Origin of the sequence: Pseudomonas sp. NPDC077451 (genome assembly GCF_044543345.1) — a bacterium.
Classification (GTDB): Bacteria; Pseudomonadota; Gammaproteobacteria; order Pseudomonadales; family Pseudomonadaceae; genus Stutzerimonas.
In genome coordinates this window covers 42,333-66,210 of sequence record NZ_JBITVX010000005.1, presented here as the reverse complement: position 1 = coordinate 66,210, position 23,878 = coordinate 42,333, and the positions used below count along the sequence as shown (strand labels likewise).

Annotated in this window: 24 protein-coding genes and 1 other RNA gene; 21 read left to right on the top strand and 4 right to left on the bottom strand. The window is 59.5% G+C overall.

The window, feature by feature from the left end; all coding sequences use genetic code 11:
* The first annotated feature begins 2 nt into the window (after positions 1-2).
* From rpsI to ACIGHL_RS10155, 6 genes are all read left to right on the top strand, one after another.
* The gene (gene rpsI / locus ACIGHL_RS10180; RefSeq protein ID WP_021209313.1) at positions 3-395 is read left to right on the top strand and encodes a 30S ribosomal protein S9; all 393 of its coding nucleotides are present in this window, start codon (positions 3-5) and stop codon (positions 393-395) included.
* Between the two features lie 263 nt (positions 396-658).
* Positions 659-1,252, top strand: a complete 594-nt coding sequence (gene petA, locus ACIGHL_RS10175; protein WP_128120026.1) for a ubiquinol-cytochrome c reductase iron-sulfur subunit — start codon at positions 659-661, stop codon at positions 1,250-1,252.
* Positions 1,252-2,463 carry a cytochrome b gene (locus tag ACIGHL_RS10170; protein ID WP_128120169.1) on the top strand — a complete coding sequence of 404 codons (1,212 nt, stop codon included), beginning with the start codon at positions 1,252-1,254 and terminating at the stop codon, positions 2,461-2,463. The genes petA and ACIGHL_RS10170 overlap by 1 nt, the downstream gene beginning before the upstream one ends.
* Positions 2,463-3,272, top strand: a complete 810-nt coding sequence (locus ACIGHL_RS10165; protein WP_128120025.1) for a cytochrome c1 — start codon at positions 2,463-2,465, stop codon at positions 3,270-3,272. The genes ACIGHL_RS10170 and ACIGHL_RS10165 overlap by 1 nt, the downstream gene beginning before the upstream one ends.
* Before the next feature lie 85 nt (positions 3,273-3,357).
* Positions 3,358-3,975, top strand: coding sequence for a glutathione S-transferase N-terminal domain-containing protein (locus ACIGHL_RS10160; protein WP_128120024.1), 618 nt, complete (start codon positions 3,358-3,360; stop codon positions 3,973-3,975).
* Between the two features lie 12 nt (positions 3,976-3,987).
* A complete protein-coding gene (locus ACIGHL_RS10155) occupies positions 3,988-4,401 on the top strand; it encodes a ClpXP protease specificity-enhancing factor (protein ID WP_128120023.1) in 414 nt (137 codons plus the stop codon).
* 88 nt (positions 4,402-4,489) lie between these two features.
* Here the strand turns inward: ACIGHL_RS10155 and ACIGHL_RS10150 are convergent, their stop codons facing one another.
* The 4 genes from ACIGHL_RS10150 to ACIGHL_RS10135 all read right to left on the bottom strand — a co-directional run bounded on the left by ACIGHL_RS10150 (position 4,490) and on the right by ACIGHL_RS10135 (position 7,899).
* Positions 4,490-5,068, bottom strand: a complete 579-nt coding sequence (locus tag ACIGHL_RS10150; RefSeq protein WP_128120022.1) for a BON domain-containing protein — start codon at positions 5,066-5,068, stop codon at positions 4,490-4,492.
* Positions 5,065-5,658 carry a phosphoheptose isomerase gene (locus tag ACIGHL_RS10145; RefSeq protein WP_128120021.1) on the bottom strand — a complete coding sequence of 198 codons (594 nt, stop codon included), beginning with the start codon at positions 5,656-5,658 and terminating at the stop codon, positions 5,065-5,067. The genes ACIGHL_RS10150 and ACIGHL_RS10145 overlap by 4 nt, the downstream gene beginning before the upstream one ends.
* 109 nt (positions 5,659-5,767) lie before the next feature.
* Positions 5,768-6,136, bottom strand: a complete 369-nt coding sequence (locus ACIGHL_RS10140) for a YraN family protein (protein WP_128120020.1) — start codon at positions 6,134-6,136, stop codon at positions 5,768-5,770.
* Positions 6,133-7,899 (bottom strand): penicillin-binding protein activator, encoded by a 1,767-nt coding sequence (locus ACIGHL_RS10135; RefSeq protein WP_128120019.1) that lies wholly within the window; start codon positions 7,897-7,899, stop codon positions 6,133-6,135. The genes ACIGHL_RS10140 and ACIGHL_RS10135 overlap by 4 nt, the downstream gene beginning before the upstream one ends.
* 92 nt (positions 7,900-7,991) lie before the next feature.
* On the opposite strand from ACIGHL_RS10135, the gene rsmI reads away from it, so the two are divergent.
* The 15 genes from rsmI (at position 7,992) to ACIGHL_RS10060 (ending at position 23,867) form a co-directional block, all read left to right on the top strand.
* Positions 7,992-8,897 carry a 16S rRNA (cytidine(1402)-2'-O)-methyltransferase gene (rsmI, locus tag ACIGHL_RS10130; protein WP_413818149.1) on the top strand — a complete coding sequence of 302 codons (906 nt, stop codon included), beginning with the start codon at positions 7,992-7,994 and terminating at the stop codon, positions 8,895-8,897.
* Between the two features lie 94 nt (positions 8,898-8,991).
* Positions 8,992-9,350: RNase P RNA component class A (rnpB, locus tag ACIGHL_RS10125), an RNA gene on the top strand.
* A 292-nt stretch (positions 9,351-9,642) separates the two neighbouring features.
* A complete protein-coding gene (gene mraZ / locus ACIGHL_RS10120; RefSeq protein WP_046164246.1) occupies positions 9,643-10,098 on the top strand; it encodes a division/cell wall cluster transcriptional repressor MraZ in 456 nt (151 codons plus the stop codon).
* The gene (gene rsmH, locus ACIGHL_RS10115) at positions 10,095-11,042 is read left to right on the top strand and encodes a 16S rRNA (cytosine(1402)-N(4))-methyltransferase RsmH (RefSeq protein ID WP_128120017.1); all 948 of its coding nucleotides are present in this window, start codon (positions 10,095-10,097) and stop codon (positions 11,040-11,042) included. The genes mraZ and rsmH overlap by 4 nt, the downstream gene beginning before the upstream one ends.
* A 17-nt stretch (positions 11,043-11,059) precedes the next feature.
* Positions 11,060-11,329 (top strand): cell division protein FtsL, encoded by a 270-nt coding sequence (ftsL, locus tag ACIGHL_RS10110; RefSeq protein WP_234463424.1) that lies wholly within the window; start codon positions 11,060-11,062, stop codon positions 11,327-11,329.
* Positions 11,326-13,056 carry a peptidoglycan D,D-transpeptidase FtsI family protein gene (locus ACIGHL_RS10105; protein WP_128120016.1) on the top strand — a complete coding sequence of 577 codons (1,731 nt, stop codon included), beginning with the start codon at positions 11,326-11,328 and terminating at the stop codon, positions 13,054-13,056. Before ftsL ends, ACIGHL_RS10105 begins: the two co-directional genes overlap by 4 nt.
* Positions 13,056-14,519 (top strand): UDP-N-acetylmuramoyl-L-alanyl-D-glutamate--2,6-diaminopimelate ligase, encoded by a 1,464-nt coding sequence (locus ACIGHL_RS10100; RefSeq protein WP_128120015.1) that lies wholly within the window; start codon positions 13,056-13,058, stop codon positions 14,517-14,519. The genes ACIGHL_RS10105 and ACIGHL_RS10100 overlap by 1 nt, the downstream gene beginning before the upstream one ends.
* Positions 14,512-15,888, top strand: a complete 1,377-nt coding sequence (locus ACIGHL_RS10095; protein WP_128120014.1) for a UDP-N-acetylmuramoyl-tripeptide--D-alanyl-D-alanine ligase — start codon at positions 14,512-14,514, stop codon at positions 15,886-15,888. The genes ACIGHL_RS10100 and ACIGHL_RS10095 overlap by 8 nt, the downstream gene beginning before the upstream one ends.
* Complete coding sequence (gene mraY, locus ACIGHL_RS10090) at positions 15,888-16,970, top strand: phospho-N-acetylmuramoyl-pentapeptide-transferase (protein WP_045424838.1); 1,083 nt, start codon at positions 15,888-15,890, stop codon at positions 16,968-16,970. Before ACIGHL_RS10095 ends, mraY begins: the two co-directional genes overlap by 1 nt.
* Before the next feature lie 6 nt (positions 16,971-16,976).
* Complete coding sequence (murD, locus tag ACIGHL_RS10085; RefSeq protein ID WP_128120013.1) at positions 16,977-18,320, top strand: UDP-N-acetylmuramoyl-L-alanine--D-glutamate ligase; 1,344 nt, start codon at positions 16,977-16,979, stop codon at positions 18,318-18,320.
* Positions 18,320-19,552, top strand: coding sequence for a putative lipid II flippase FtsW (gene ftsW / locus ACIGHL_RS10080; protein ID WP_128120012.1), 1,233 nt, complete (start codon positions 18,320-18,322; stop codon positions 19,550-19,552). The genes murD and ftsW overlap by 1 nt, the downstream gene beginning before the upstream one ends.
* Positions 19,542-20,612, top strand: coding sequence for an undecaprenyldiphospho-muramoylpentapeptide beta-N-acetylglucosaminyltransferase (gene murG, locus ACIGHL_RS10075; RefSeq protein ID WP_128120011.1), 1,071 nt, complete (start codon positions 19,542-19,544; stop codon positions 20,610-20,612). The genes ftsW and murG overlap by 11 nt, the downstream gene beginning before the upstream one ends.
* Entirely contained in the window at positions 20,605-22,065 is a 1,461-nt protein-coding gene (gene murC / locus ACIGHL_RS10070) for a UDP-N-acetylmuramate--L-alanine ligase (protein ID WP_045424848.1), read from the top strand. The genes murG and murC overlap by 8 nt, the downstream gene beginning before the upstream one ends.
* Entirely contained in the window at positions 22,062-23,006 is a 945-nt protein-coding gene (locus tag ACIGHL_RS10065; RefSeq protein ID WP_128120010.1) for a D-alanine--D-alanine ligase, read from the top strand. Before murC ends, ACIGHL_RS10065 begins: the two co-directional genes overlap by 4 nt.
* 3 nt (positions 23,007-23,009) lie before the next feature.
* Entirely contained in the window at positions 23,010-23,867 is an 858-nt protein-coding gene (locus ACIGHL_RS10060) for a cell division protein FtsQ/DivIB (protein WP_127840006.1), read from the top strand.
* The last annotated feature ends 11 nt before the right edge of the window (positions 23,868-23,878 follow it).

Here is a 23,878-nt window from a genome sequence, read left to right as displayed (position 1 = left end):
TTATGTCGGCGACTCAAAACTACGGCACTGGCCGTCGTAAGACTGCAACCGCGCGCGTATTCCTGCGTCCGGGTACTGGCAAAATCTCCATCAACAACCGTGAGCTGGACAACTTCTTCGGGCGTGAAACCGCTCGCATGGTCGTTCGTCAGCCTCTGGAACTGACCGAGACTGTCGAAAAGTTCGACATCTACGTGACTGTTCTGGGTGGTGGTGTGAGTGGTCAGGCCGGTGCGATCCGTCACGGTATCACTCGTGCCCTGATGGAATATGACGAGACTCTGCGTCCTGCTCTGCGTAAGGCTGGCTTCGTCACTCGCGATGCTCGCGAAGTTGAACGTAAGAAAGTCGGTCTGCGTAAGGCGCGTAAGCGTCCGCAGTACTCGAAGCGCTAATTCAGGCTTCTCAAAAAGAACGCCCAGCTTCTCACGGAGCTGGGCGTTTTTTTATGGCTGCCGTTTCGCTGCTGCGACAGCTTGTCACGCGTCAGGCCCCGATTTTCGGGGCCTGACGTAAGGTTGTATCCCGTTATTACCTTGTCATGCGAGGGGGTTTTCTTTACCATTTGGCGAATTTTTAGCGGCCTCGTTTTACGGTAGACGCACGTAGTAGACGCCTGCTTTCGGTAGGCCATAAGAAACTGATGGGAGACGACTGAATGAGCAATGACGGCGTGAATGCTGGCCGGCGTCGCTTCCTGGTAGCCGCTACTTCGGTAGTAGGTGCTGCAGGAGCGGTGGGTGCCGCGGTCCCGTTTGTGGGATCGTGGTTCCCGAGTGCCAAGGCCAAGGCAGCCGGTGCACCGGTTAAGGTAAATATCAGCAAGATCGAGCCGGGCCAGCAGATGGTTGCCGAATGGCGCGGTCAGCCGGTGTTTATCCTTCGTCGTACCGAAGAGGCGTTGACGAATCTAGGCAAGCTGACTGATACGGTGGCGGATCCCAGTTCCGAGGCTTCGGTACAGCCGACCTATGTCGATCCGACGGTTCGCTCGATCAAGCCAGAAGTGCTTATTGTGGTCGGACTGTGCACGCACCTTGGTTGTTCCCCATCCTTCCGTCCGGAAGTGGCTGCGCCTGATCTAGGTGCTGATTGGCTCGGAGGCTATTTCTGCCCTTGCCACGGTTCGAAGTATGACTTGGCTGGCCGCGTCTACAAGGGCCAGCCTGCGCCCTTGAACCTGCCGGTTCCCCCACACACCTACGAGACGGACACCATCGTCGTCATCGGCGTGGATCAGGAGAGCGCATGATGAGCAAGTTCATGGAATGGGTCGATGCGCGCTTCCCCGCGACCAAGATGTGGGAGGACCATCTAAGCAAGTACTACGCGCCGAAGAACTTCAACGTCCTGTATTTCTTTGGTTCTCTCGCCTTGTTGGTTCTGGTCAATCAGATTCTCACCGGTATCTGGCTGACGATGAGCTTCGAGCCGTCTGCAGAAGGTGCGTTCGCCTCCGTCGAATACATCATGCGCGACGTCGAATACGGTTGGATCATTCGCTACCTGCATTCCACGGGAGCGTCGGCATTCTTCGTCGTGGTCTATCTGCACATGTTTCGTGGGATCCTGTATGGCTCCTATCAGAAGCCGCGCGAACTGGTCTGGATCTTCGGCATGATGATCTATCTGGCGTTGATGGCAGAGGCTTTCATGGGCTACCTGCTGCCTTGGGGGCAGATGTCCTACTGGGGCGCTCAGGTGATCATCTCGCTGTTCGGTGCTATCCCGGTTATCGGCGACGATCTGACTCAGTGGATCCGTGGTGATTACCTGATTTCCGGCATCACCCTGAACCGCTTCTTCGCGCTGCACGTGATTGCGCTGCCGATTGTGATCTTGGGGCTGGTTGTACTGCACATCTTGGCGTTGCATGAAGTCGGGTCGAACAACCCGATGGGTGTCGACATCAAGAAAAGCAAGAACGAAGCCGGCGTGCCGCTCGATGGTATTCCGTTTCATCCTTACTACACGGTGAAGGATATCGTCGGTGTAGTCGTGTTCTTGTTCGTGTTCTGCGCCATCGTGTTCTTCTTCCCGGAAATGGGCGGTTATTTCCTCGAGAAGCCCAACTTCGAAGTGGCGAACGCCTTCAAAACGCCTGAGCACATTGCGCCGGTTTGGTACTTCACCCCGTACTACGCAATTCTTCGCGCGGTCCCGGACAAGCTGCTTGGTGTAATTGCCATGGGCGCCGCCATCGCTGTGCTGTTCGTGCTGCCCTGGCTTGACCGTAGTCCGGTCAAGTCGATGCGTTACAAGGGCTGGATGAGCAAAGTTGCGCTGCTGTTGTTCTGCGTCTCCTTCGTCATCCTTGGCGTGCTTGGTGTGCTTTCTCCGACGCCTGAGCGCACATTGGTATCTCGGATCTGTACTGCTATCTACTTCGGTTACTTCATCCTGATGCCGTTCTACACCAAGCTCGAGAAGACCAAAGTAGTTCCGCAAAGGGTGGCTGGCTGATGAAAAAGCAATTTGCTGCATTGATTCTTGCACTGGTGCCAGCCTTCGGTTTCGCCGCTGGCACTGGCGTTCACCTGGATGAGGTCGATATTGACCTGACTGATAAGGTGGCGTTGCAGGATGGTCTACAGACCTTTACCAACTACTGCATGGGCTGCCACAGCGCGCAGTACCAGCGGTACGAGCGCGTTGCGACAGATCTGGGTATTCCCGAAGAGATCATGCTCGACAACATAGTGTTCACTGGCGCCAAAATCGGCGACCACATGAAGATCGGCATGACGCCGGACGATGCAAAGACCTGGTTTGGTGCCGCTCCGCCGGACCTGACGCTAGTAGCGCGAGTGCGTGGGAACGACTGGCTATACACCTACCTGCGCAGTTTCTATGAAGATCCTACGCGTCCGTATGGGGTCAACAATGCGGTGTTCCCTAATGTGGGCATGCCGCATGTACTGGCCCCGTTGCAGGGGCGTCAGGTGTTGCCAAGCAGGCTGCCTGAAGGCGAATCGGTTGCGTGCAAGCAGGTTCAAATCGTCGAAGACGGTCGCAAGCAATTCGATCCGCTGACCGGTACTCCGATCACGCACGAAGACTGCCATGCCATGACGGTTGTGCCAGGTACTGGTGAGCTTACGGAGGCCGAATACGACGAGAAGATCAAGAATCTGGTGGCCTTCCTTGCGTACTCGGCTAACCCGGTCAAGTTAGAAAGCCATCGTATCGGTACCTATGTGCTGCTTTTCCTGGCCTTCTTCTTCGTGTTTGCCTATCTGCTCAAGCGGGAATATTGGAAAGATATCCACTGATTCTTCGCTTATTAGCGTTACCCTGCGCGCGCCCTCATGGGCGCGCGTTTTTTTCTGCCATCGCATATTTTTGAGGAGGGACCCTATGGCCGCTACCAACCGGTTGGCCTGCTATTCCGATCCCGCCGACCACTATTCGCATCGAGTGCGTTATGTGCTTGCTGAAAAGGGCGTCAGTGTCGAAATAATTGACGTTGATTCGGCGCACTGTCCGGTCAGGCTGACCGAGGTGAATCCGTACGCCAGCGTACCGACGCTAGTGGATCGTGATTTAGCGCTATATGAGCCGAGTGTGATCACCGAGTATGTCGAAGAGCGCTATCCGCACCCGCCGTTGCTCCCTGTCTACCCCGTGGCCAGGGCCAATACGCGCCTGCTGATACATCGGGTACAGCGCGACTGGTGTGCACTGGTGGATCGGATCGGCGATCGCCGCACAGCTGATGCGGCGCGTGCCCAGGCGCAAAAAGAGCTGCGCGAAAGCCTAACGGGCGTGTCGCCGGTATTTGCTGAAAAACCTTTCTTCATGAGTGATGACATCAGCTTGGTTGACTGCTGCTTGTTGCCTATCCTGTGGCGTTTACCCAAACTTGGAATTGACTTGCCGCGAGCGGCGAAACCGCTGCTCGATTACATGGAGATCAATTTTGCTCGGGAGGCCTTCCAGGTCAGTCTATCCGCCGTTGAGCGCGGCATGCGTTAAGAGGGGCTGTATATGACATCGAGTCGACCTTATCTGGTACGGGCGTTGTACGAGTGGATCGTCGACAACGACTGCACTCCGCATCTGCTGGTCAATGCCGATCATGCAGGTGTTCAGGTGCCTGATGGCTTTGCCAGTGATGGCCAAATCGTCTTGAACGTGGCGCCCAGTGCGGTACGTCAATTGAAGATGGATAACCAGGCGATCAGCTTCGAAGGGCGCTTCGGTGGTATTCCGCATAGCTTGCACGTCCCGTCTGCAGCGGTCATGGCTATCTACGCTAGGGAAAATGGGCAGGGGATGGTGTTCGAGGTTGAGCCTACTCCGCCGGATGACGAGACTCCATCCGATGATGCTTCGGCCGGGACGAGCACGCCGTCACGTCCAGCCCCGGGTGGGCGTCCTAGCTTGAAAGTAGTTAAATAATTGAGGCCGATAGGCAATTGAGGCTGAAAGGCAAATCGGTGGGATGCAAGGCTGCACCCACCTATTACGCTTTCCGCCTCTAAGCCTTTTAATCGATATATTCGAACAGCTTGACGATGCGCTGCACGCCGGAAACGCCTTGCACCACGCTCGTTGCACGATTGCCTTCCTGCCGCGTGACGAGGCCAAGCAGGTAAACAATGCCGTTCTCGGTAATGACTTTTATGCGGGAGCCAGGAACGCTCGCGTCTGCCAGCATCTGTGCTTTGATTTTGGTGGTCAGCCAGGAGTCGTTGCTGCGAGCCAGGGCGGATGAAGGTTTTAGTACCTGAATTTCGTTGTGTACACGTTTGACGCGCTGAACTGAGCTGGCGGCCTGTTCGGCTAGCTGTTTCAATTCTGCACGTGGTGTTTGACCCGCCAGCAGAACCACGCCGTTGTAGCTGGCAACGATGATATGGGATGCCTGATCGAGGTCCGGGTGGGCCTTTGCAATATTCACGGCTGCTTTCGTTTCGATTAGCGAGTCGTCAATGGTACTGCCGATCGTGCGGGTTCCCCGATTATCGTCAATTGGGTCGTCGCGTGTGGCGGTAAGCACGGAACTACAGCCAGTGACGGCGAGGCACAGCGCGAGCGTAAGCGCATGCAGGTGGACTGAAGTCATTCTTCGCTCCCAAAGAGTTGGTTGTCGATCAGGTCGCATAGGCAATGAATGGTCAGCAGATGGACCTCTTGAATACGTGCGGTCACCTTGGCGGGCACTCGGATTTCAACGTCTTCCGGTAGCAGTAGCGAAGCCATTCCACCACCGTCGCGACCGGTGAGGGCGACCACTACCATTTCTCGGTCGTGCGCGGCCTGTATCGCCTGGATGACATTGGCGGAATTGCCGCTGGTTGAAATTGCCAGCAGCACATCACCCGGCTGACCCAATGCGCGGATCTGCTTGGAAAACACTTCGTTGTAACTGTAGTCGTTGGCGATGGATGTCAGTGTCGAGCTGTCCGTCGTCAGCGCGATTGCCGGCAGGCTAGGGCGCTCCCGCTCGAAACGGTTGAGCAGCTCTGAGGAGAAATGCTGAGCATCGCCGGCGGAGCCGCCGTTTCCGCAGGTCAGGATTTTGCCTTCGCTGAGCAAGGCATTGACCATCACTTGCCCGGCCTGCTCGATGCTGGGTGCGAGCACTTCCATCGCGCTTTGCTTGGTTTCGATGCTGGCGAGGAAGAGCTGACGTATACGGGATTGCATGTCCATCGGAAATAAACCTTCAGGTGACGGGCTGGGCTGCTTTAGCCGTGCCGCAAGGATCTATTGGTGCAGATGTGATGTTTGCGAGATGCTGCGAAACTCGCATGGAGCGTTTTCAGCTATCGAAGGCATTTCGAATCCAGCAGGGCTTCGCTCCGCTCTCGGTCGAGTCTATGGCAACGACATCGAAGCGACAGGGATGTTTTGCCCAGCGACTCTCCTTTAGTAGGAACAGCTGGGCCGCCTTGATCAGCTTCTGCTGTTTGCGCAGGTCTACGCTCTCGAGTGCGCCGCCCCATGCGGCATGGCGCCTGTACCGAACCTCGACGAATACTACTGTATCGCCATCGAGCATGACCAGATCAAGCTCGCCGCTGCGGCAGCTCCAGTTGCGGCAGAGCAGGCGTAGCCCGTGCGCCTGAAGATGCTGCAATGAAAAATCTTCTGCGCGCTTTCCGCTGAGCTGTTTGCTGGTCGCTATCAATCTGGAATATCCGGGAGCGGCTGGACTTCCCCGTCCCGGAACTCGGCCCACGGCAAGCGCCGTTCGATCCGCTGCTGCGGAGTTAGGCTGAGCGTCCCCGAAAGGCCATCAATCTGTGTGTCAGGTAACGCAAGAAGCTGATTCAGGCGCGGCGCCAACTGGTAGGCATCGGCACCCATGGCATACAGCCTGCCTAGGCTGCCCCGGGCTTGCGGCCACTTGCGCTCGATCTCCTGGCGCAGGGGCAATTGCGGATCGAGCAGCCAGGGGGTTTCGGTGAAGCGAATGCCTTCGAGATCCAGGTATTGCGTGCGGTTATCTGTGGCGGCATGTAGGTGCGAAGTCGCGTAGACGGGGAGGTCGCCGGCGTACTGGAAAATCAGGGTGGGTTTGACTTGTTGCGCCTGTTGCGGCGTGGCGGCAAGAAACAGGAAATCAATATCTTGGCGACGCGATGGCTGCGACTCGTCGCTGCCTCCGTTACTGCGTATCTGCAGCATATCGGCAATCTGGTTTGCTAGCTCGATGGGTTCGGCCAGGGGTTCAGCGGCAACCACTGTGCCACCTAGCGTCTGCCATTCCTGGCGGAAAGCTTCAAACACCCGATTGCCCCAGTCGCCGCGAGGCGTCAGAGCCACTGCGCGGCGGTGCCCATCGGTCCAGGCGCGGCGCGCGACTTCACGAGCTTCGTCTTCTGCCGCCAGCCCGAACTGGAACAGTTGCGGCGGCACCTGTTGGTTCGCATCGCTGTAGTTCAGGGCCAGGGTGGTAATGGGCAGCTGTTCGCGATCGGCCAGTTGGCGGACCATATCCTTTTCCAATGGGCCGATCACCAACTCAACACCCGAGGCAGACGCTTGCCGGTAAAAGTCGTCTAGAGAAGACAGGCGGGTGCTGTCGAACAGTTCGATTTTCAGGTCCTGTTGCCCTGCAAGATGGGCTGCTAGGAATCCGTCGCGCAAGGCGCGTGCAACGCTGGCCAGCGGCCCTTCCATCGGCAGCAGAAGCGCTACGTGCGATAAGGGTTTGTCTGCCAGCTGCTTGAGCTTTAGCAGCGGGTCGGGCAGGCGCCGTGCGGCTGGGTGATTTGGGTTTTGCTGCTGCCAGGCCTCGATGGCGCGTTTTTGCTGGACGAGCGTGCCGGCCTGTTTGACGGCGGTAGCCAGCGATATCCATCCTGCGAGGTCGGTGTCGGCGGTCTGTTGCAGTTGCTCCGGCGCGAGATTCGAGACCAGAGACCAGATCGTCTCGTGATTGTGCTCAGCCGCTTCACCGCTAAGTAGGGGCGCGATGAAGGTGCGCTCGCGCGCTGCATCGAGCGGCTGGTTGTTTGCTTCGAACGCCTCGGCGCGAGCCAGTTGGGTGCGAAGTTGTTGCTCTACAGGGAGTTCTGCGAGACGTTCAAAGGCTGGATGCTGTAACGCTTGGAGCGCGCCTTCGGGCTTCCCAGCGGCCAGGGCCAGCTCGGCTTCCAGCGTTTTGGCGAACATCTGCTGCGCTGGCATCAACTGATCAATGGCGACTTGTTCCAGTATCTGTCGCGCTTGGGTCAGGTTGTCTTGCTGGATGCTCTGGTCGGCTGCTGACAGCCGCAGCAACGCAGCCTTGCCTGGATCGCTGGCATCGGCATCTTTCAGCAGTTGTTGCGTCGATGCCTGTGGGGTGCGAGGCAGTTCACCGAGGGTGGAGGATGGCGAGCTGGCGCAGGCCGACAGCAAGGCAGCAATGCATAAGAAGATTAGCGGGCGAAAGCGGGCCGTCATGTGTTCATTCCTGAAAAGGCGCTGGCGGGTGTCGGTGGATTGTACCCAAGCGTTGGTGGGGTCGCGATGTCGCGGCCCGTAAACGGGCTACAATGCGCGTTTTAGTGACTGAGGTAAGCCTTGTGACTGCGACAGATGATGTGAATTCCGCGGCGGGAACGCTCTATGTCGTCGCCACACCTATCGGCAATCTCGAAGATATAAGCGCGCGGGCTTTGCGCGTGTTATCCGAGGTCGCACTGATTGCGGCGGAAGATACCCGGCATTCATCTCGCCTGCTGCAGCACTTTGGCATCACCACACCCTTGGCTGCATGTCATGAGCATAACGAGCGAGGCGAGGGAGGGCGTTTCATCCGGCGACTGTTGGCTGGCGAAGATGTGGCCTTGATCTCCGATGCTGGCACACCCTTGATATCCGACCCGGGTTACCACCTCGTCAGGTATTCCCGCGCCGCGGGTATCCGGGTCGTTCCGCTGCCCGGTGCGTGTGCGCTTATTGCTGCGCTCTGCGCTGCCGGGCTGCCGTCCGATCGCTTTATCTTTGAGGGGTTTCTGCCTGCTAAGCAGGCTGCACGCCTTGCTCGCCTGGAGCATCTTCGGGCTGAGCCGCGTACGTTGATCTTCTACGAGGCGCCGCATCGTATTCTTGCTGCGCTTGGCGACCTCGAATCAGTGTTCGGGTCCGATCGACCTGCGGTGTTGGGGCGGGAGTTGACCAAGACGTTCGAGACGCTGAAAGACCTTCCTTTGGGTGCATTGCGCGCTTGGGTAGAGTCCGATGCCAATCAGCAGCGCGGCGAGTGCGTGCTTGTAGTGGGGGGCTGGCAAGCGCCGAATGAAGACGAGGCGGTCGATGTAGATGCGCGCCGGATTTTGGATCTGCTCTTGGCTGAGCTACCGGTCAAGCGAGCCGCGGCGCTTGCTTCGGAAATTACTGGAGTCAGAAAGAACCTGCTTTATCAGCTGGCCTTGCAAGAAAAGGGTGCCAGTCAGTAAGTGCACCGGGTGGCCAGTTCGAGAGCTTCTGATGCTAAGGCGGCCAACTATCAAGCTTGCGGGTGTCGGCGTAGACAAGTACCCTGGCCGCCGGAGAGTCGATCGGACAGTCGCTGTCTCTTTTTGTTCCGCAAGAAGGGAGGGAGGAAAGTCCGGGCTCCATAGGGCGAAGTGCCAGGTAACGCCTGGGAGGCGTGAGCCTACGGAAAGTGCCACAGAAAATAACCGCCTAAGCGTTTCGGCGCCGGTAAGGGTGAAAAGGTGCGGTAAGAGCGCACCGCGCGGCTGGCAACAGTCCGTGGCTAGGTAAACCCCACTTGGAGCAAGACCAAATAGGGATCCATTGGCGTGGCCCGCGCTGGATCCGGGTAGGTTGCTAGAGGCAGTCAGTGATGGCTGTCGTAGAGGAATGACTGTCCTCGACAGAACCCGGCTTACAGATCGACTCTCCGACTTTTCTTGAAATATCCCGCCTGTCTTAGTCCAAAAAATTCTTGCTCTTCACAAAGTACTTTAACTTCGAAGTGCAGGTTTCTGCGTTTGCTGCATATCTCTATCAGCTATCCCTTCCGGTTTACCGTTTATCTCCGTTTCGGTTGCTAAATTCCCGTCACATAAGGGTTTTTCCCGTCAGGCGTACCTTGACGGTGGGGCTGCTGCATTTCTATAGTGCGCACAAGTGGTAGAAAGTGGAACGAAGTGGGTATTTATGGGCATGGAAAGCTAAATCAGGGGAAGCGCAACCGTGTTTCGCGGAGCAAACGCCATCAGTCTCGATGCCAAAGGCCGGCTAGCCATGCCCAGCCGGTATCGTGACGAGCTCGTTTCGCGTTGCGAGGGGCAGTTGATCATCACCATTGATGCCGTCGACCGTTGTCTCGGAATTTACCCATTGCCGGAGTGGGAGCAGATCGAAGCCAAGTTGCGCGAGCTGCCCTCTCTTAGAGAAGAAAGTCGCCGGCTGCAGCGCTTGCTCATTGGTAATGCGGTCGATCTTGAGATGGATGGTAATGGTCGCGTCCTGGTGCCACCGCGTTTGCGCGAATACGCCGGTCTGGACAAGCGGGCCATGCTGGTCGGTCAGCTGAACAAGTTCAGCTTGTGGAACGAGGACGACTGGAACGCGCAAGCAGATGCGGACCTGGCGGCCATCAAACAACCCGGTGCTTTGCCGGAAGAATTGCGTGATCTAATCCTGTGAGCCAGACCAGCAGCTATAACCATGTGACCGTTTTGCTCGACGAGGCCGTCGCGGCACTCGCCGTGCGCCCGGATGGCCGCTATCTGGACGGGACCTTTGGGCGCGGCGGGCATAGCCGTCTGCTGTTGCGGCAGCTTGGGCCTGATGGCTGTTTGCTAGGATTCGATAAAGACCCGCTAGCAATCGCTACGGGGCAAGCACTGGCGGCCGAGGATGGCCGCTTTGTCGTTGTGCAGAGAAGTTTTGCCGAGCTTGGCGCAGAGCTCGCGCAGCGCGGCTGGACTGGCACATTGAGCGGTGTGTTGCTAGATCTTGGCGTGTCTTCGCCGCAGCTGGACGACCCCGAGCGCGGTTTCAGCTTTCTGCATGATGGCCCATTGGACATGCGCATGGACCCGAGTCGGGGGGTCAGCGCCGCCCAGTGGATCGCAACGGCCAACGAAGACGATATCGCCCGAGTGTTCAGGGAGTACGGTGAGGAGCGCTTTGCCAAGCGCATGGCCCGCGCCGTGGTACAGCGTCGGGCTGTGCAGCCTTTCGAGCGTACGGCGGATCTCGCCCAAGTGTTGACGGTGGCCAATCCCGCTTGGGAGAAAGGCAAGAACCCAGCGACACGCGCCTTTCAGGGGCTGCGCATTTTTATCAATAACGAGCTTGGCGACCTGGAAGCTGGGCTTGAAGCCGCTCTTGAAGCGCTGGACGTCGGCGGCCGGCTGGTCGTTATCAGCTTTCACTCGCTGGAAGACCGCATCGTCAAACAGTTCATGCGCCGGCATGCGAAAGGCGAGGCCGATACCTTGCCGCGCGACCTCCCGATCATCCCTGAAAAATTCGTGCCGCGCCTGAAGCTGCTGGGCAAACCGCAATACGCGTCCGCCGAAGAGGTCAAGGCGAACCCCCGTTCGCGCAGTGCAGTGATGCGTGTGGCGGAGAAGTTGCGGTGAATCAGCTGCGCCGCGCCATGCCCCACGGCAGCCTGCTGATGCTGGTGTTGTTTATTGCCGTGCTGATGTCGGCGATTGCTGTCGCCTATAGCGCGCACTGGAACCGCCAGTTGCTCAATGAGCTGTACGGCGAACTCAGTGTGCGTGACAAGGCGCAGGCTGAATGGGGCCGCCTGATACTTGAGCAGAGCACTTGGACTGCTCACAGCCGCATCGAGACCTTGGCTTCCGAGCAGTTGAAGATGCACATTCCTGAAGCGGGCGCTGTCAGGTTGGTGGCGCCATGAAACTCCAGGGCGCGCTCTATCCATGGCGTTTTCGCATCGTGGTCGCTCTGCTGGCATTGATGGTAGGGGCCATTGCATGGCGAATTGTCGACTTGCAAGTGCTGGATCAGGGGTTTCTAAAAGGGCAGGGAGATGCGCGCAGCGTGCGGCATATTCCAATCCCAGCACACCGTGGCCTCATGACTGATCGTCATGGCGAGCCCCTGGCGGTGAGTACTCCGGTCACCACGCTATGGGCGAACCCGCGCGAAATGCAAAGTGCACAGGCCCGCTGGCCCGAACTGGCTGAGGCGCTGGGGCAGGACCCTGCTGGGCTGCATCAGCGCCTCAAGGATCAGGCCGAGCGAGAATTCATGTACTTGGTGCGCGGCCTGACACCTGAGCAGGGGCAGCGAGTTCTGGATATGGAGATACCGGGCGTTTACGCGCATGAAGAGTTTCGCCGTTTCTACCCCGCTGGCGAAGTGGCCGCTCATGTGGTTGGTTTTACCGATATCGACGACCACGGTCGTGAAGGCATGGAACTGGCCTATAACGAGTGGTTGGCCGGTGTTCCGGGCAAGCGACAGGTGCTCAAGGACCGTCGTGGCCGTTTGATCAAAGATGTTCAGGTCGTAAAAAATGCCAAGGCCGGCAAGGCGCTTGCGCTGTCCCTTGATCTGCGCCTGCAGTATCTGGCGCATCGCGAGCTGCGTAACGCTTTGTTGGAGTTCGGCGCAAAAGCCGGCAGCTTGGTCGTGCTCGACGTGAAAACGGGCGAAGTGCTGGCCATGGTCAATCAGCCGACCTATAACCCGAACAATCGCCGGAATCTGCAGCCAGCGGCGATGCGTAACCGAGCAATGACGGACCTGTTTGAACCGGGTTCGACGATGAAACCCATCTCCATGAGCGCGGCCCTTGAAACGGGCCGGTGGAAGCCCAGCGACCTGGTTGAGGTTTGGCCAGGTTCGCTGCGCATCGGTCGCTACACGATCCGCGACGTGTCCAGAACCGAAGGCCGTGAGCTTAGCCTGACGGGCATCCTCATTAATTCTTCCAACGTCGGTATGAGCAAGGTTGCTTTTGATATCGGCGGCGCTGCGATTCATGAGGTCATGCGCAAGATCGGTTTCGGACAAGACACCGGTTTGGGCTTCCCTGGCGAGCGAGTCGGCAATCTTCCAACACATCGTGAATGGCGCCAGGCCGAAACTGCCACGCTTTCATATGGTTATGGCCTGTCGGTAACCGCTGTGCAATTGGCTCACGCCTATGGCGCGCTAGCCAACGATGGCCGCTTGGTGCCGATGTCATTGACCAGGGTCGATCACAAGCCGGAAGGCGTAGAGGTGGTGTCGCCGCAGGTCGCGAAAACGCTCCAAGGCATGCTGCAGGAGGTCATCGAGGCCCCGCGTGGCGTGTTCCGCGCCCAAGTGCCGGGTTATCACGTAGCTGGCAAGAGCGGTACCGCGCGCAAAGCTTCGACCGACAGTCGGGGTTATCAGGAAAATGCCTACCGTTCGATGTTTGCGGGTTTCGGGCCCATGAGTGATCCGCGTATTGCCATCGCAGTGGTCATCGATGAGCCCAGCAAGAGCGGCTATTACGGGGGACTGGTTTCGGCCCCGGTGTTCAGTCGTGTGATGTCCGGCGCGCTGCGCCTGATGAATGTTGCTCCTGACAACTTACCGCCCGAAGACGTCAAAACCGCCGACGCTGACAAGAGCAAGGGAGGGCGTATCTGATGCCGATGCCGCTGAATCAGTTACTGCCTCAAGCTGCCAGCGATACCCTCATTCGAGAGCTGACGCTAGACAGCCGCAAGGTCCGTCCGGGCGATTTGTTTCTGGCTGTGCCCGGATACCAGCAAGACGGCCGCGTGCACATTGCAGATGCGATTGCCCACGGCGCAGCCGCTATCGCTTACGAAGCCGAGGGTGCTGCGAAAATGACTGCGGCAAGCGCCGAGTTGGTGCCGGTTCGCAACCTGGCGGGGCAGCTATCGGCAATCGCAGGGCGATTCTATGGCGAACCAAGCCGCAGTCTGCACCTGGTCGGCGTTACCGGGACCAATGGCAAGACCAGCGTGACCTACCTGATTGCCCAAGCTCTGGACCGCTTGGGTGAGCGTTGCGGGATCATCGGCACCCTCGGTACCGGCTTTCACGGAGAGTTGGTCCTCGGTCAGCACACCACGCCTGATGCGATCGGCGTACAGGCCAACCTGGCGAGCCTGAGGAAACAGGGCGCGCGCGCCGTTGCGATGGAGGTGTCCTCGCATGGCCTGGCGCAGGGACGTGTTGCAGCCCTGGCGTTCGATGTGGCTGTGTTTACCAATCTTTCACGAGATCATCTTGATTATCACGGCTCCATGGAGGCCTACGGTGAGGTCAAGTCGCGGTTGTTCGCCATGCCCGGGCTCAGCTGTCGGGTGATTAATCTGGACGACACCTTGGGCCGTTCGCTCGCGGCACAGCACGCTGATTCACGACTGATCACGTACAGTCTTGAAGATGTGTCGGCTTATCTGTACTGCCCCGAAGCGCGGCTAGACGATAGCGGAATCCACGCACGCTTGGTGACGCCCCAGGGTGAACGTTCGCTGCGTAGCCCTCTGCTCGGTCGGTTTAACGTCAGCAATGTGCTCGCTGCAGTAGGCGCTTTGCTGGGAATGGATTACCCGCTAGACGAAATTCTCGTGGCGCTGCGGGAAGTAGACGGCCCTGCCGGTCGAATGCAGCGGCTCGGTGGCGGTGATCGCCCGTTGGTCGTGGTCGATTATGCCCATACGCCCGATGCGCTGGAAAAGGTGCTTGGCGCCCTACGCCCGCATACCCGCGGTAAGTTGTTGTGTCTGTTCGGCTGCGGTGGCGACCGCGACCGTGGCAAGCGCACGCTGATGGCCCAGGTAGCCGAGCGTTTGGCAGACCACGTCACGGTCACCGATGACAATCCGCGCAATGAAGATCCGTTACAGATCCTCGATGAGATTCGTGCAGGTTTCAGCGCACCCGAACAAGCCCTATTTGTGCCGGGGCGCGCCGCAGCGATTGCCCGCTGTATTGAAAGCAGCGGTATTGACGACGTGGTGCTGCTAGCCGGCAAGGGGCATGAGGACTACCAGGAGATAAAAGGCGAGCGCCTGCCATTCTCCGATCTCGAACAGGCCTCGACGGCCCTGGCTGCCTGGAGGGGTTCTCATGCTTGAAGCCAAGCGCCTTAGTGCTCTGGTCGAGCCGTTATCAGCCAAGTTGATCAATGCCGATGCAGCGTTTAGCTCTGTCAGCACCGACAGCCGCGCGATCGAGCCTGGACAGCTTTTCATTGCACTCACCGGGCCTCGCTTCGACGGCCATACCTACCTTGCAGAAGTTGCGGCCAAGGGCGCCGCCGCCGCGCTGGTTGAGCGCCATGTACCAGAGGTTTCGTTGCCTCAGCTTGTTGTTGCCGATAGCCGTATCGCTCTAGGCCAGCTGGGCGCATTGAACCGCAACGCGTTCAACGGTCCGGTCGCCGCCATTACCGGCTCCAGTGGCAAGACCAGCGTCAAGGAACTGCTTGCCAGCATCCTACGCGCTGCCTATGGCGACGATGCGGTTCTCGCCACCCGCGGCAATCTAAATAACGATCTGGGCGCACCGCTCACGCTCCTGGAACTGGGCTTACAGCACAAGGCTGCGGTGATTGAGCTAGGCGCTTCACGTGTCGGCGAAATTGCCTATACCGTCAGCCTGACTCGGCCAGATGTCAGCTTGATTACCAACGCGGGCACGGCTCATGTTGGCGAGTTTGGTGGTCCGGAGAAAATCGTCGAGGCCAAGGGCGAGATTCTCGATGGCCTCGGCCCAAATGGCGTTGCCGTGCTTAATCGAGACGACCGCGCCTTTTCAGTTTGGGAACGCCGAGTAGCAGGCAAGCACGTCGTGAGCTTTGCGTTAACGAGTCCGCTGGCCGACATCCACCCCGCTTCGATTGCCTACGACCTTCGCGGCTGCCCCAATTTCGTACTGACTGGACCGGCTGGGTCGGTGCGCGTCCAGCTGAATTTGCTCGGACGCCACAGCGTAGCCAATGCCTTGGCCGCAGCCGCGGCCGCCAGTGCGATGGGCGTTTCGCAGGAACACATCGTCGCCGGGCTCGAGAGTCTGCAGCCAGTGAAAGGGCGAGGCGTGGCGCAGATGCTGACTAATGGCGTTCGCCTCATAGACGACACCTACAACGCCAATCCGGCATCCGTCTGCGCAGCTATTGACGTGCTGGCGGGGTTTGCCGGACGCACAGTACTGGTACTGGGTGACATGGGTGAGCTGGGCTCGTGGGCCGAGCAGGGGCACCGAGAAGTCGGCTGTTATGCCGTAGGCAAAGTAGACACCTTATTTGCGGTCGGGCCGCTAATGAAGTACGCCGTCGATGCCTTCGGCCATGGCGCACGCCATTTCTCCGATCAGCAGAGCCTGATCGAGTCTTTGCGACTGGAGCAAGGCAATGCGACCACCATTTTGATCAAGGGATCACGGAGTGCTGCGATGGACAAAGTCGTCGCAGCGCTTTCCGCTTCCGGCATGGAGAAACATTAATGCTGCTGCTACTCGCTGAGTACCTGCAACAGTTCCACACGGGCTTCGCGGTCTTTCAATACCTCTCCCTGCGTGGAATTCTTGGCGTACTGACCGCGCTGGTCCTGTCGCTGTGGTTGGGACCCTGGCTGATCCGTACGCTTCAGCTGCGCCAAATCGGCCAGGCGGTACGCACTGATGGGCCACAAACGCATCTGTCGAAATCCGGCACGCCAACCATGGGCGGGGCACTGATCCTCAGCGCGATCGCCATTAGCACATTGCTCTGGGCCGATCTGTCTAATCGCTATGTTTGGGTAGTGCTGGCTGTGACCTTGTTGTTTGGCGCGATAGGTTGGGTTGACGACTACCGCAAGGTGATCGAGAAGAATTCTCGCGGTCTCCCGAGTCGCTGGAAATACTTCTGGCAGTCGGTCTTCGGTGTCGGCGCTGCGATCTTCCTTTATATGACCGCACAGACCCCGGTCGAAACCACCTTGATACTGCCGCTGCTGAAAAACATCGAGATCCCGCTGGGGATCGGCTTCATCGTGCTGACCTATTTCGTCATCGTCGGCTCAAGCAATGCGGTAAACCTCACCGATGGGCTGGACGGCCTGGCGATCATGCCGACCGTGATGGTTGGTGGTGGTCTGGGCATCTTCTGCTACCTGTCGGGCAACGTGAATTTCGCCGATTACCTACTGATTCCATACATCCCGGGAGCCGGTGAGCTGATCGTGTTCTGTGGTGCGCTGATCGGCGCCGGGCTCGGCTTTCTCTGGTTCAACACCTATCCAGCGCAGGTGTTCATGGGCGATGTGGGCGCCCTCGCGCTTGGCGCGGCCTTGGGCACCATTGCCGTGATCGTCCGGCAGGAGGTGGTGCTGTTCATCATGGGCGGGGTCTTCGTGATGGAAACCCTGTCGGTGATGATCCAGGTCGCCTCGTTCAAGCTGACCGGTAAGCGCGTGTTCCGCATGGCGCCGATTCATCACCATTTCGAGCTCAAGGGCTGGCCAGAGCCCCGAGTGATCGTGCGCTTCTGGATCATCACGGTGATCCTGGTGCTGGTCGGTCTCGCCACGCTGAAATTGAGGTAATAAAGAGTGCTCATCGCTTCCGATCAGTTCCGCATCGTTGTAGGCCTCGGCAAGAGCGGCATGTCCTTGGTTCGCCATCTGGCCAGCCGTGGTGTGCCGTTTGCCGTCGCTGATACGCGTGCGAACCCACCGGAGCTGGCCACTCTGCAAGCGCAGTATCCCAATGTCGAGGTTCGTTGTGGCGAGCTCGATCCGCAGTTCCTCAGCCGCGCCAGCGAACTGTTGGTCAGTCCGGGCCTGCCGATCAGCACGCCGGCGTTGCAGGCCGCCGCGGCCAACGGGGTGAAGCTGTCCGGTGATATCGAACTGTTCGCGCGCGAAGCCAAGGCGCCAATCGTGGCTATCACCGGATCGAACGCGAAAAGCACGGTGACCAGCCTGGTTGGCGAAATGGCTATTGCCGCCGGTCGCAAGGTGGCTGTGGGAGGGAATCTGGGTACGCCAGCGCTGGATCTGCTCAATGATGATGTCGAGCTCTACGTGTTGGAACTGTCGAGCTTCCAGTTGGAAACCACCGACCAGCTAAATGCCGAGGTCGCAACCTGCCTGAATATCAGCGAAGACCACATGGATCGCTATGACGGGCTGCCGGCCTACCACCAGGCCAAGCATCGTATATTCCGTGGTGCACGTCAGGTTGTGATCAACCGTGATGATCGCCTCAGTCGGCCGTTGATTGCAGATGATCTACCCACCTGGTCCTTCGGACTCGGCAAGCCTGATTTCAAGGGCTTCGGGTTGTTCGAAGAAAATGGCGAAAAGTATCTCGCCTTCCAGTTCGATGCCCTGATGCCGGCCAACCAATTGAAGATGCGTGGGGCTCATAACCAGTCCAATGCGCTGGCAGCCTTGGCTCTCGGCCACGCTGTCGGCCTCCCGTTCGAGCCGATGCTCACGACCCTGCGAAACTTCGGCGGGCTGGCCCATCGCTGCCAATGGGTCGGAAAACGCAAAGGCGTTACCTACTACGACGACTCGAAGGCAACTAACGTCGGAGCTGCTCTGGCCGCAATCGATGGGCTGGGTAGCGACATCACGGGTGAGTTGGTGCTCATCGCCGGTGGCGATGGCAAGGGTGCCGATTTTTCGGCCTTGCACAGTCCGGTCTCGCATCAATGCCGTGCGGTCGTTTTGCTGGGGCGCGATGCGCAGCTGCTAGCGGCTGCGCTTGAAGGGGCTGCACCCATCCACCGCGTCCAGACACTCCAAGACGCTGTAGAGCTGGCCGCCAAGCTGGCCCAGCCCGGCGATGCGGTCCTACTGTCGCCAGCCTGTGCCAGCCTCGACATGTTCGAGAATTTCGAAGATCGCGGACGTCAGTTCGCCGCCGCGGTGGGGGCGCTCAGCTGATGCTCGCATTCTTGCGTAGTGCGCCTTCGCCCCTGTTCAGCCGTCGCGGACTGGACCTCGACTTCCCTATGCTCGCAGGCTGCCTGGCTTTGTTGGGCCTTGGCTTGGTCATGATCACTTCCGCGTCCTCCGAAGTCGCGGCGGTGAATGCCGGCAATCCCATGTATTACATGATCCGCCATCTGGTGTACGTCCTGCTCGGACTTGGCGCCGCAGCCCTGGTTCTGTTGGTGCCCCTCTCAGCTTGGCAGCGGTTGGACTGGATGCTGCTGATCGGTGCATTTGTGCTGTTGATTCTGGTGTTGATTCCAGGCATCGGTCGCGAGGTGAACGGTTCCATGCGCTGGATCGGTTTCGGCGCATTCAACGTACAGCCGTCGGAATTGGCCAAGCTGTTCGTCGTGGTTTACCTGGCCGGTTATCTGGTGCGCCGCCAACAAGAGGTGCGCGAAAGCCTATGGGGCTTTCTCAAGCCGTTTCTGGTTTTGCTTCCCATGGCCATGCTGCTTCTGCTTGAGCCGGATTTTGGTGCAACCGTGGTGATGATGGGCGCGGCGGTTGCCATGCTGTTCCTCGGGGGCGTCGGCCTGGTTCGATTCAGCCTGCTGGTTCTGCTCGCAGTCGGCGCGGTGTTCGTTCTGGTACAGACGCAGGAGTACCGACTGCAGCGGTTGATTACCTTCACCGACCCCTGGGCCGATCAGTACGGTGCGGGCTACCAGCTGACGCAGGCCTTGATCGCATTTGGGCGTGGTGAATGGCTGGGTGTTGGTCTTGGCAACAGCGTGCAGAAGCAGTTCTATCTGCCTGAGGCGCATACCGATTTCGTCTTTTCCGTGCTTGCCGAAGAGCTGGGCATGGTGGGCGCGCTGCTGACCATCCTGCTGTTCGCTTTCGTTGGTGTTCGCGCCTTGTACATCGGGCTTGCGGCCGAGCGGGCGCGGCAGTTCTTCGCTGCTTATATCGCCTGGGGCGTTGCGTTCCTTTGGCTCGGTCAGTTCCTGATCAACGTTGGCGTGAATATCGGGCTGTTGCCGACCAAAGGTCTGACCTTGCCGTTCCTGAGTTATGGCGGCAGCTCGCTGGTGGTGACCTGCGCCAGCATGGCCTTGCTGCTGCGCATTGAGTGGGAAAGCCGCACGGTGCTGGGCAGCGAAGATGCCGAGTTCAGCGAAGAGGATTTTGCCGAGGCGCCTGCCCCCCAGAGCAAGGGGGCCGCGTATGGGCGGTAATGTTTTGATCATGGCGGGCGGAACCGGGGGGCATGTATTCCCGGCGTTGGCCTGCGCTCACGAGTTCCAGAGCCGTGGCTATAGCGTGCACTGGCTTGGCACGCCGCGAGGCATCGAAAACGAAGTGGTTCCTGCTGCTGGACTGCCGCTGCACCTGATTCAGGTAAGCGGATTGCGTGGCAAGGGACTGGGATCTCTGCTCAAGGCGCCGTTCCAACTGCTGCGCTCGCTTGGTCAGGCGCGGCGCGTGATCCGTGAACTCCGACCGGTTTGTGTGCTTGGGCTTGGTGGCTACGTGACCGGCCCGGGTGGGTTGGCCGCTAGGTTGGCAGGGGTCCCCTTGGTGATCCACGAGCAGAACGCTGTCGCCGGAACTGCCAATCGCAGTTTGGTGCCGTTTGCGCAGCGCGTCTGCGAGGCGTTTCCGAATACATTCAGCGCAAGCTCGAAGCGCCGCACCACCGGTAATCCCGTGCGCAATGAGCTGTTTCTCGAGACGCCGAGACAGACGTTGCTTGGCCGCCGCCCACGGCTGCTGGTCCTAGGCGGCAGCCTGGGTGCTGAACCGCTGAACAAGCTTTTGCCAGAGGCGCTCGCCCAGTTGCCTAGCGAGCTGCGTCCTGAGGTCTTCCATCAGGCGGGCAGGCAGCACGCTGAGATTACTCAGGAGCGCTATGTCGCGGCAGGCGTCGACGCTGAGGTCGCCCCGTTCATAAAAGATATGGCGCGGGCTTATGCCTGGGCCGATCTGGTGATCTGCCGCTCCGGCGCGCTGACGGTGTGCGAGCTGGCAGCTGCCGGGCTGCCTTCGTTTCTGGTGCCACTGCCCCACGCGATCGACGACCACCAGACCCGTAACGCCGAATATCTGGCGAAGGAAGGCGCCGCCGTTCTTCTTCCCCAAGCAAAAACCGATGCTGCCGCACTGGCCGCGCAGTTGACCGAGGTAATGATGCAGCCGGAAAAACTCAAGGCCATGGGAGCCACGGCACGTCGCCTGGCTCGGCCGGACGCCACCCGAACCGTCGTCGATATCTGTCTGGAGGTGGCGCATGGCTAAGTCCCCAGCTGCGGTCAAAGCCGAAGTACGGCGCATGCGCCGCATCCGCCGGATTCACTTCGTCGGAGTGGGTGGCGTTGGCATGTGCGGCATCGCCGAAGTGCTGCTGAACCTCGGTTACGACGTTTCCGGTTCGGATCTCAAAACCTCGGCGAGCACCGAGCGCCTGCAGAATTTCGGCGCGCACATTTTCATCGGCCACCAGGCTGGGAACGTCGCTGGGGCTGATGTACTGGTGGTTTCCAGCGCGGTCAACGCTTCCAATCCGGAAGTGGCCTTTGCGCTCGAGCAGCGAATACCAGTCGTGCCGCGTGCCGAGATGCTCGCCGAGCTGATGCGCTATCGCCACGGCATTGCCGTAGCAGGTACCCATGGCAAGACCACTACCACCAGCTTGCTGGCTTCTGTGTTTGCTGCGGGTGGGCTGGATCCAACCTTTGTGATCGGTGGCCGCCTGACCGCGGCTGGCACCAATGCCCAGCTGGGTTCCAGCCGGTATCTGATTGCCGAGGCCGACGAAAGCGACGCCAGTTTCCTGCATTTGCAGCCGATGGTCGCTGTCGTCACCAACATCGATGCCGACCACATGAGCACCTATGGCGGTGACTTCGGCAAGCTAAAGAAGACGTTCGTCGAATTCTTGCACAACCTTCCGTTCTACGGGCTGGCGGTGCTGTGTGTCGACGACCCGGTAGTGCGCGAAATCATTCCACAGGTGGGACGCCCTATCACTACGTACGGCATGCATGAAGATGCTGATGTAAGGGCGATAAATGTTCGTCAGGAAGGGATGCGCACCTATTTCACGGTGCTGCGGGACGGCTTCGACGCGCTCGATGTGTCGGTCAACATGCCCGGCAACCATAATGTGCTCAACGCCCTGGCAACTATCGCGATTGCCACTGACGAGGGCATCGACGACGAGGCGATCGTCCAGGGCTTGTCTCAGTTTGGTGGTGTCGGCCGGCGTTTCCAGGTTTACGGCGAGTTACCAGTCGAAGACGGCAGTGTGATGCTCGTCGACGATTACGGCCATCACCCGCGTGAAGTGGCCGCCGTGATCCAGGCCGTCCGGGGCGGGTGGCCCGAGCGTCGCTTGGTCATGGTCTATCAGCCGCACCGCTTCAGCCGGACACGTGATCTCTACGACGACTTCGTGCAGGTGTTGAACGACGCGAATGTGTTGCTCGTGATGGAGGTGTATCCAGCCGGCGAGGAACCTATTCCTGGCGCCGACAGCCGCCATCTTTGCCACAGCATCCGCCAGCGCGGCCAACTCGACCCGATCTACATCGAGCGCGGTGTCGACTTGGCTCCGTTGGTCAAACCGCTGCTGCGTCCGGGCGACATTCTGCTTTGCCAGGGCGCTGGCGACATAGGCGGGTTGGCCCCGCAACTCATCAACAGTCCCCTGTTTGCTGGCGCAGCAAGCGCCACGAGGAAGAGCGAATGACGGCCCTGCAATCGACCCTTGACCCCCGAACGTTCGGCCGGGTCGCCGTGCTCTACGGTGGCAAGAGTGCCGAGCGCGAGGTGTCGCTGAAGTCTGGAGCGGCAGTGCTCGCGGCTCTGCAGTCGGCCGGTGTTGACGCGTTCGGCATCGACGTTGACGATAATCTGTTGGCTCGGCTGAGCAGCGAACGCATTGATCGCGCCTTTATCGTGCTGCATGGGCGTGGCGGCGAAGACGGCAGCATGCAAGGCCTGCTCGAGTGCGCCGGAATTCCTTATACCGGGAGCGGCATCCTTGCATCGGCCTTGGCCATGGACAAGCTGCGCACCAAGCAGGTATGGCAGAGCCTTGGTCTGCCGACCCCGCGGCATGCCGTGCTGGCCAGCGAGGCCGATTGTCGGGCCGCGGCCGAGAGTCTGGGTTTTCCGCTGATCGTCAAACCGGCGCACGAGGGCTCGAGCATCGGCATGGCGAAGGTCGGCGGTGTCGCTGAACTTATCGCTGCCTGGCGCGGGGCGAGTGCTTACGACTCGCAGGTGCTGGTCGAGCAATGGATCCAGGGGCCGGAGTTCACTATCGCCACTCTGCGCGGCACGGTGCTCCCACCGATTGGTCTGGGTACGCCGCACACCTTCTACGACTACGACGCGAAGTATGTCGCCAACGACACCCAGTACCGGATCCCTTGCGGGCTGGATGCGGCCAAAGAACAGGAGCTGAAGGACTTGTCCGCTCGCGCCTGCGAAGCAGTGGGTATCCAGGGCTGGGCGCGTGTCGATGTTATGCAGGATGACACGGGGGCTTTCTGGCTACTGGAAGTCAATACCGTACCGGGCATGACCGATCACAGCCTGGTGCCGATGGCTGCGCGGGCCGCAGGGCTGGATTTCCAGCAGCTGGTACTTGCAATTCTGGACGCCAGCCTGGCGACGGAGAACTGATCGATGATCACCACGCTGCGTCACTCTCAACCCGCCACCGGCCGCACCTCGCGCAAGCCGGTACAGCGGGGTGCGAGCCGCCTGGTGCAGCGCGAACCGCTTTCGGCGCGCTTGCCGCGGCCGAGCCTGGGTTCGCTCAAGCGTGCACTGTGGCCGGTATTGCTTGTGGGGCTGGCTGTGGGGCTTTACCAGCTGGGTGACTATCTCGCGCCCTATGCCGATCGGCCGATTGCCAAGGTAAGCGTTCGGGGCGAACTGACCTACGTCGATCAGCAAGCGGTGCAGGCGCGCATGGCGCCGTTTGTCGAGGCCAGTTTCTTTAAGGTTGATCTCGACGCTTTGCGTCGCGACCTTGAACAGATGCCGTGGATAGCCCATGTCGAAGCGCGCCGAATCTGGCCAGACGAGGTCATGGTGCGTCTTGACGAGCAGTTGCCCATTGCTCGCTGGGGCGACGAATCGCTGTTGAACAATAACGGTCAGGCCTTCGCCCCGGACAACTTGGCTCGGTATGAACACTTGCCGCAGTTGTATGGTCCGAAGCGGGCCCAGCAGCGAGTGATGCAGCAGTACCAGGTGCTCAGCCAGATGCTGCGGCCACTCGGTTTCTCCATTGCTCGCCTGGAGCTGCGAGCACGAGGCAGCTGGTTTGTGACGACCGGGCAGGGCGTCGAGCTGCTACTGGGAAGGGATCAGATAATCGAAAAAATGCGGCGCTTCACTGCCATCTACCAGCAAGAGCTGGCGCAGGAGAGCGACAAAATTGCGCGGATCGACCTTCGCTACGCCAATGGCCTCGCCGTTGCGTGGCGGGAGCCGAGCCCGACCACGACGGACGAATCCGTCGTAGCGAAGAATTGAGGAATGAAACA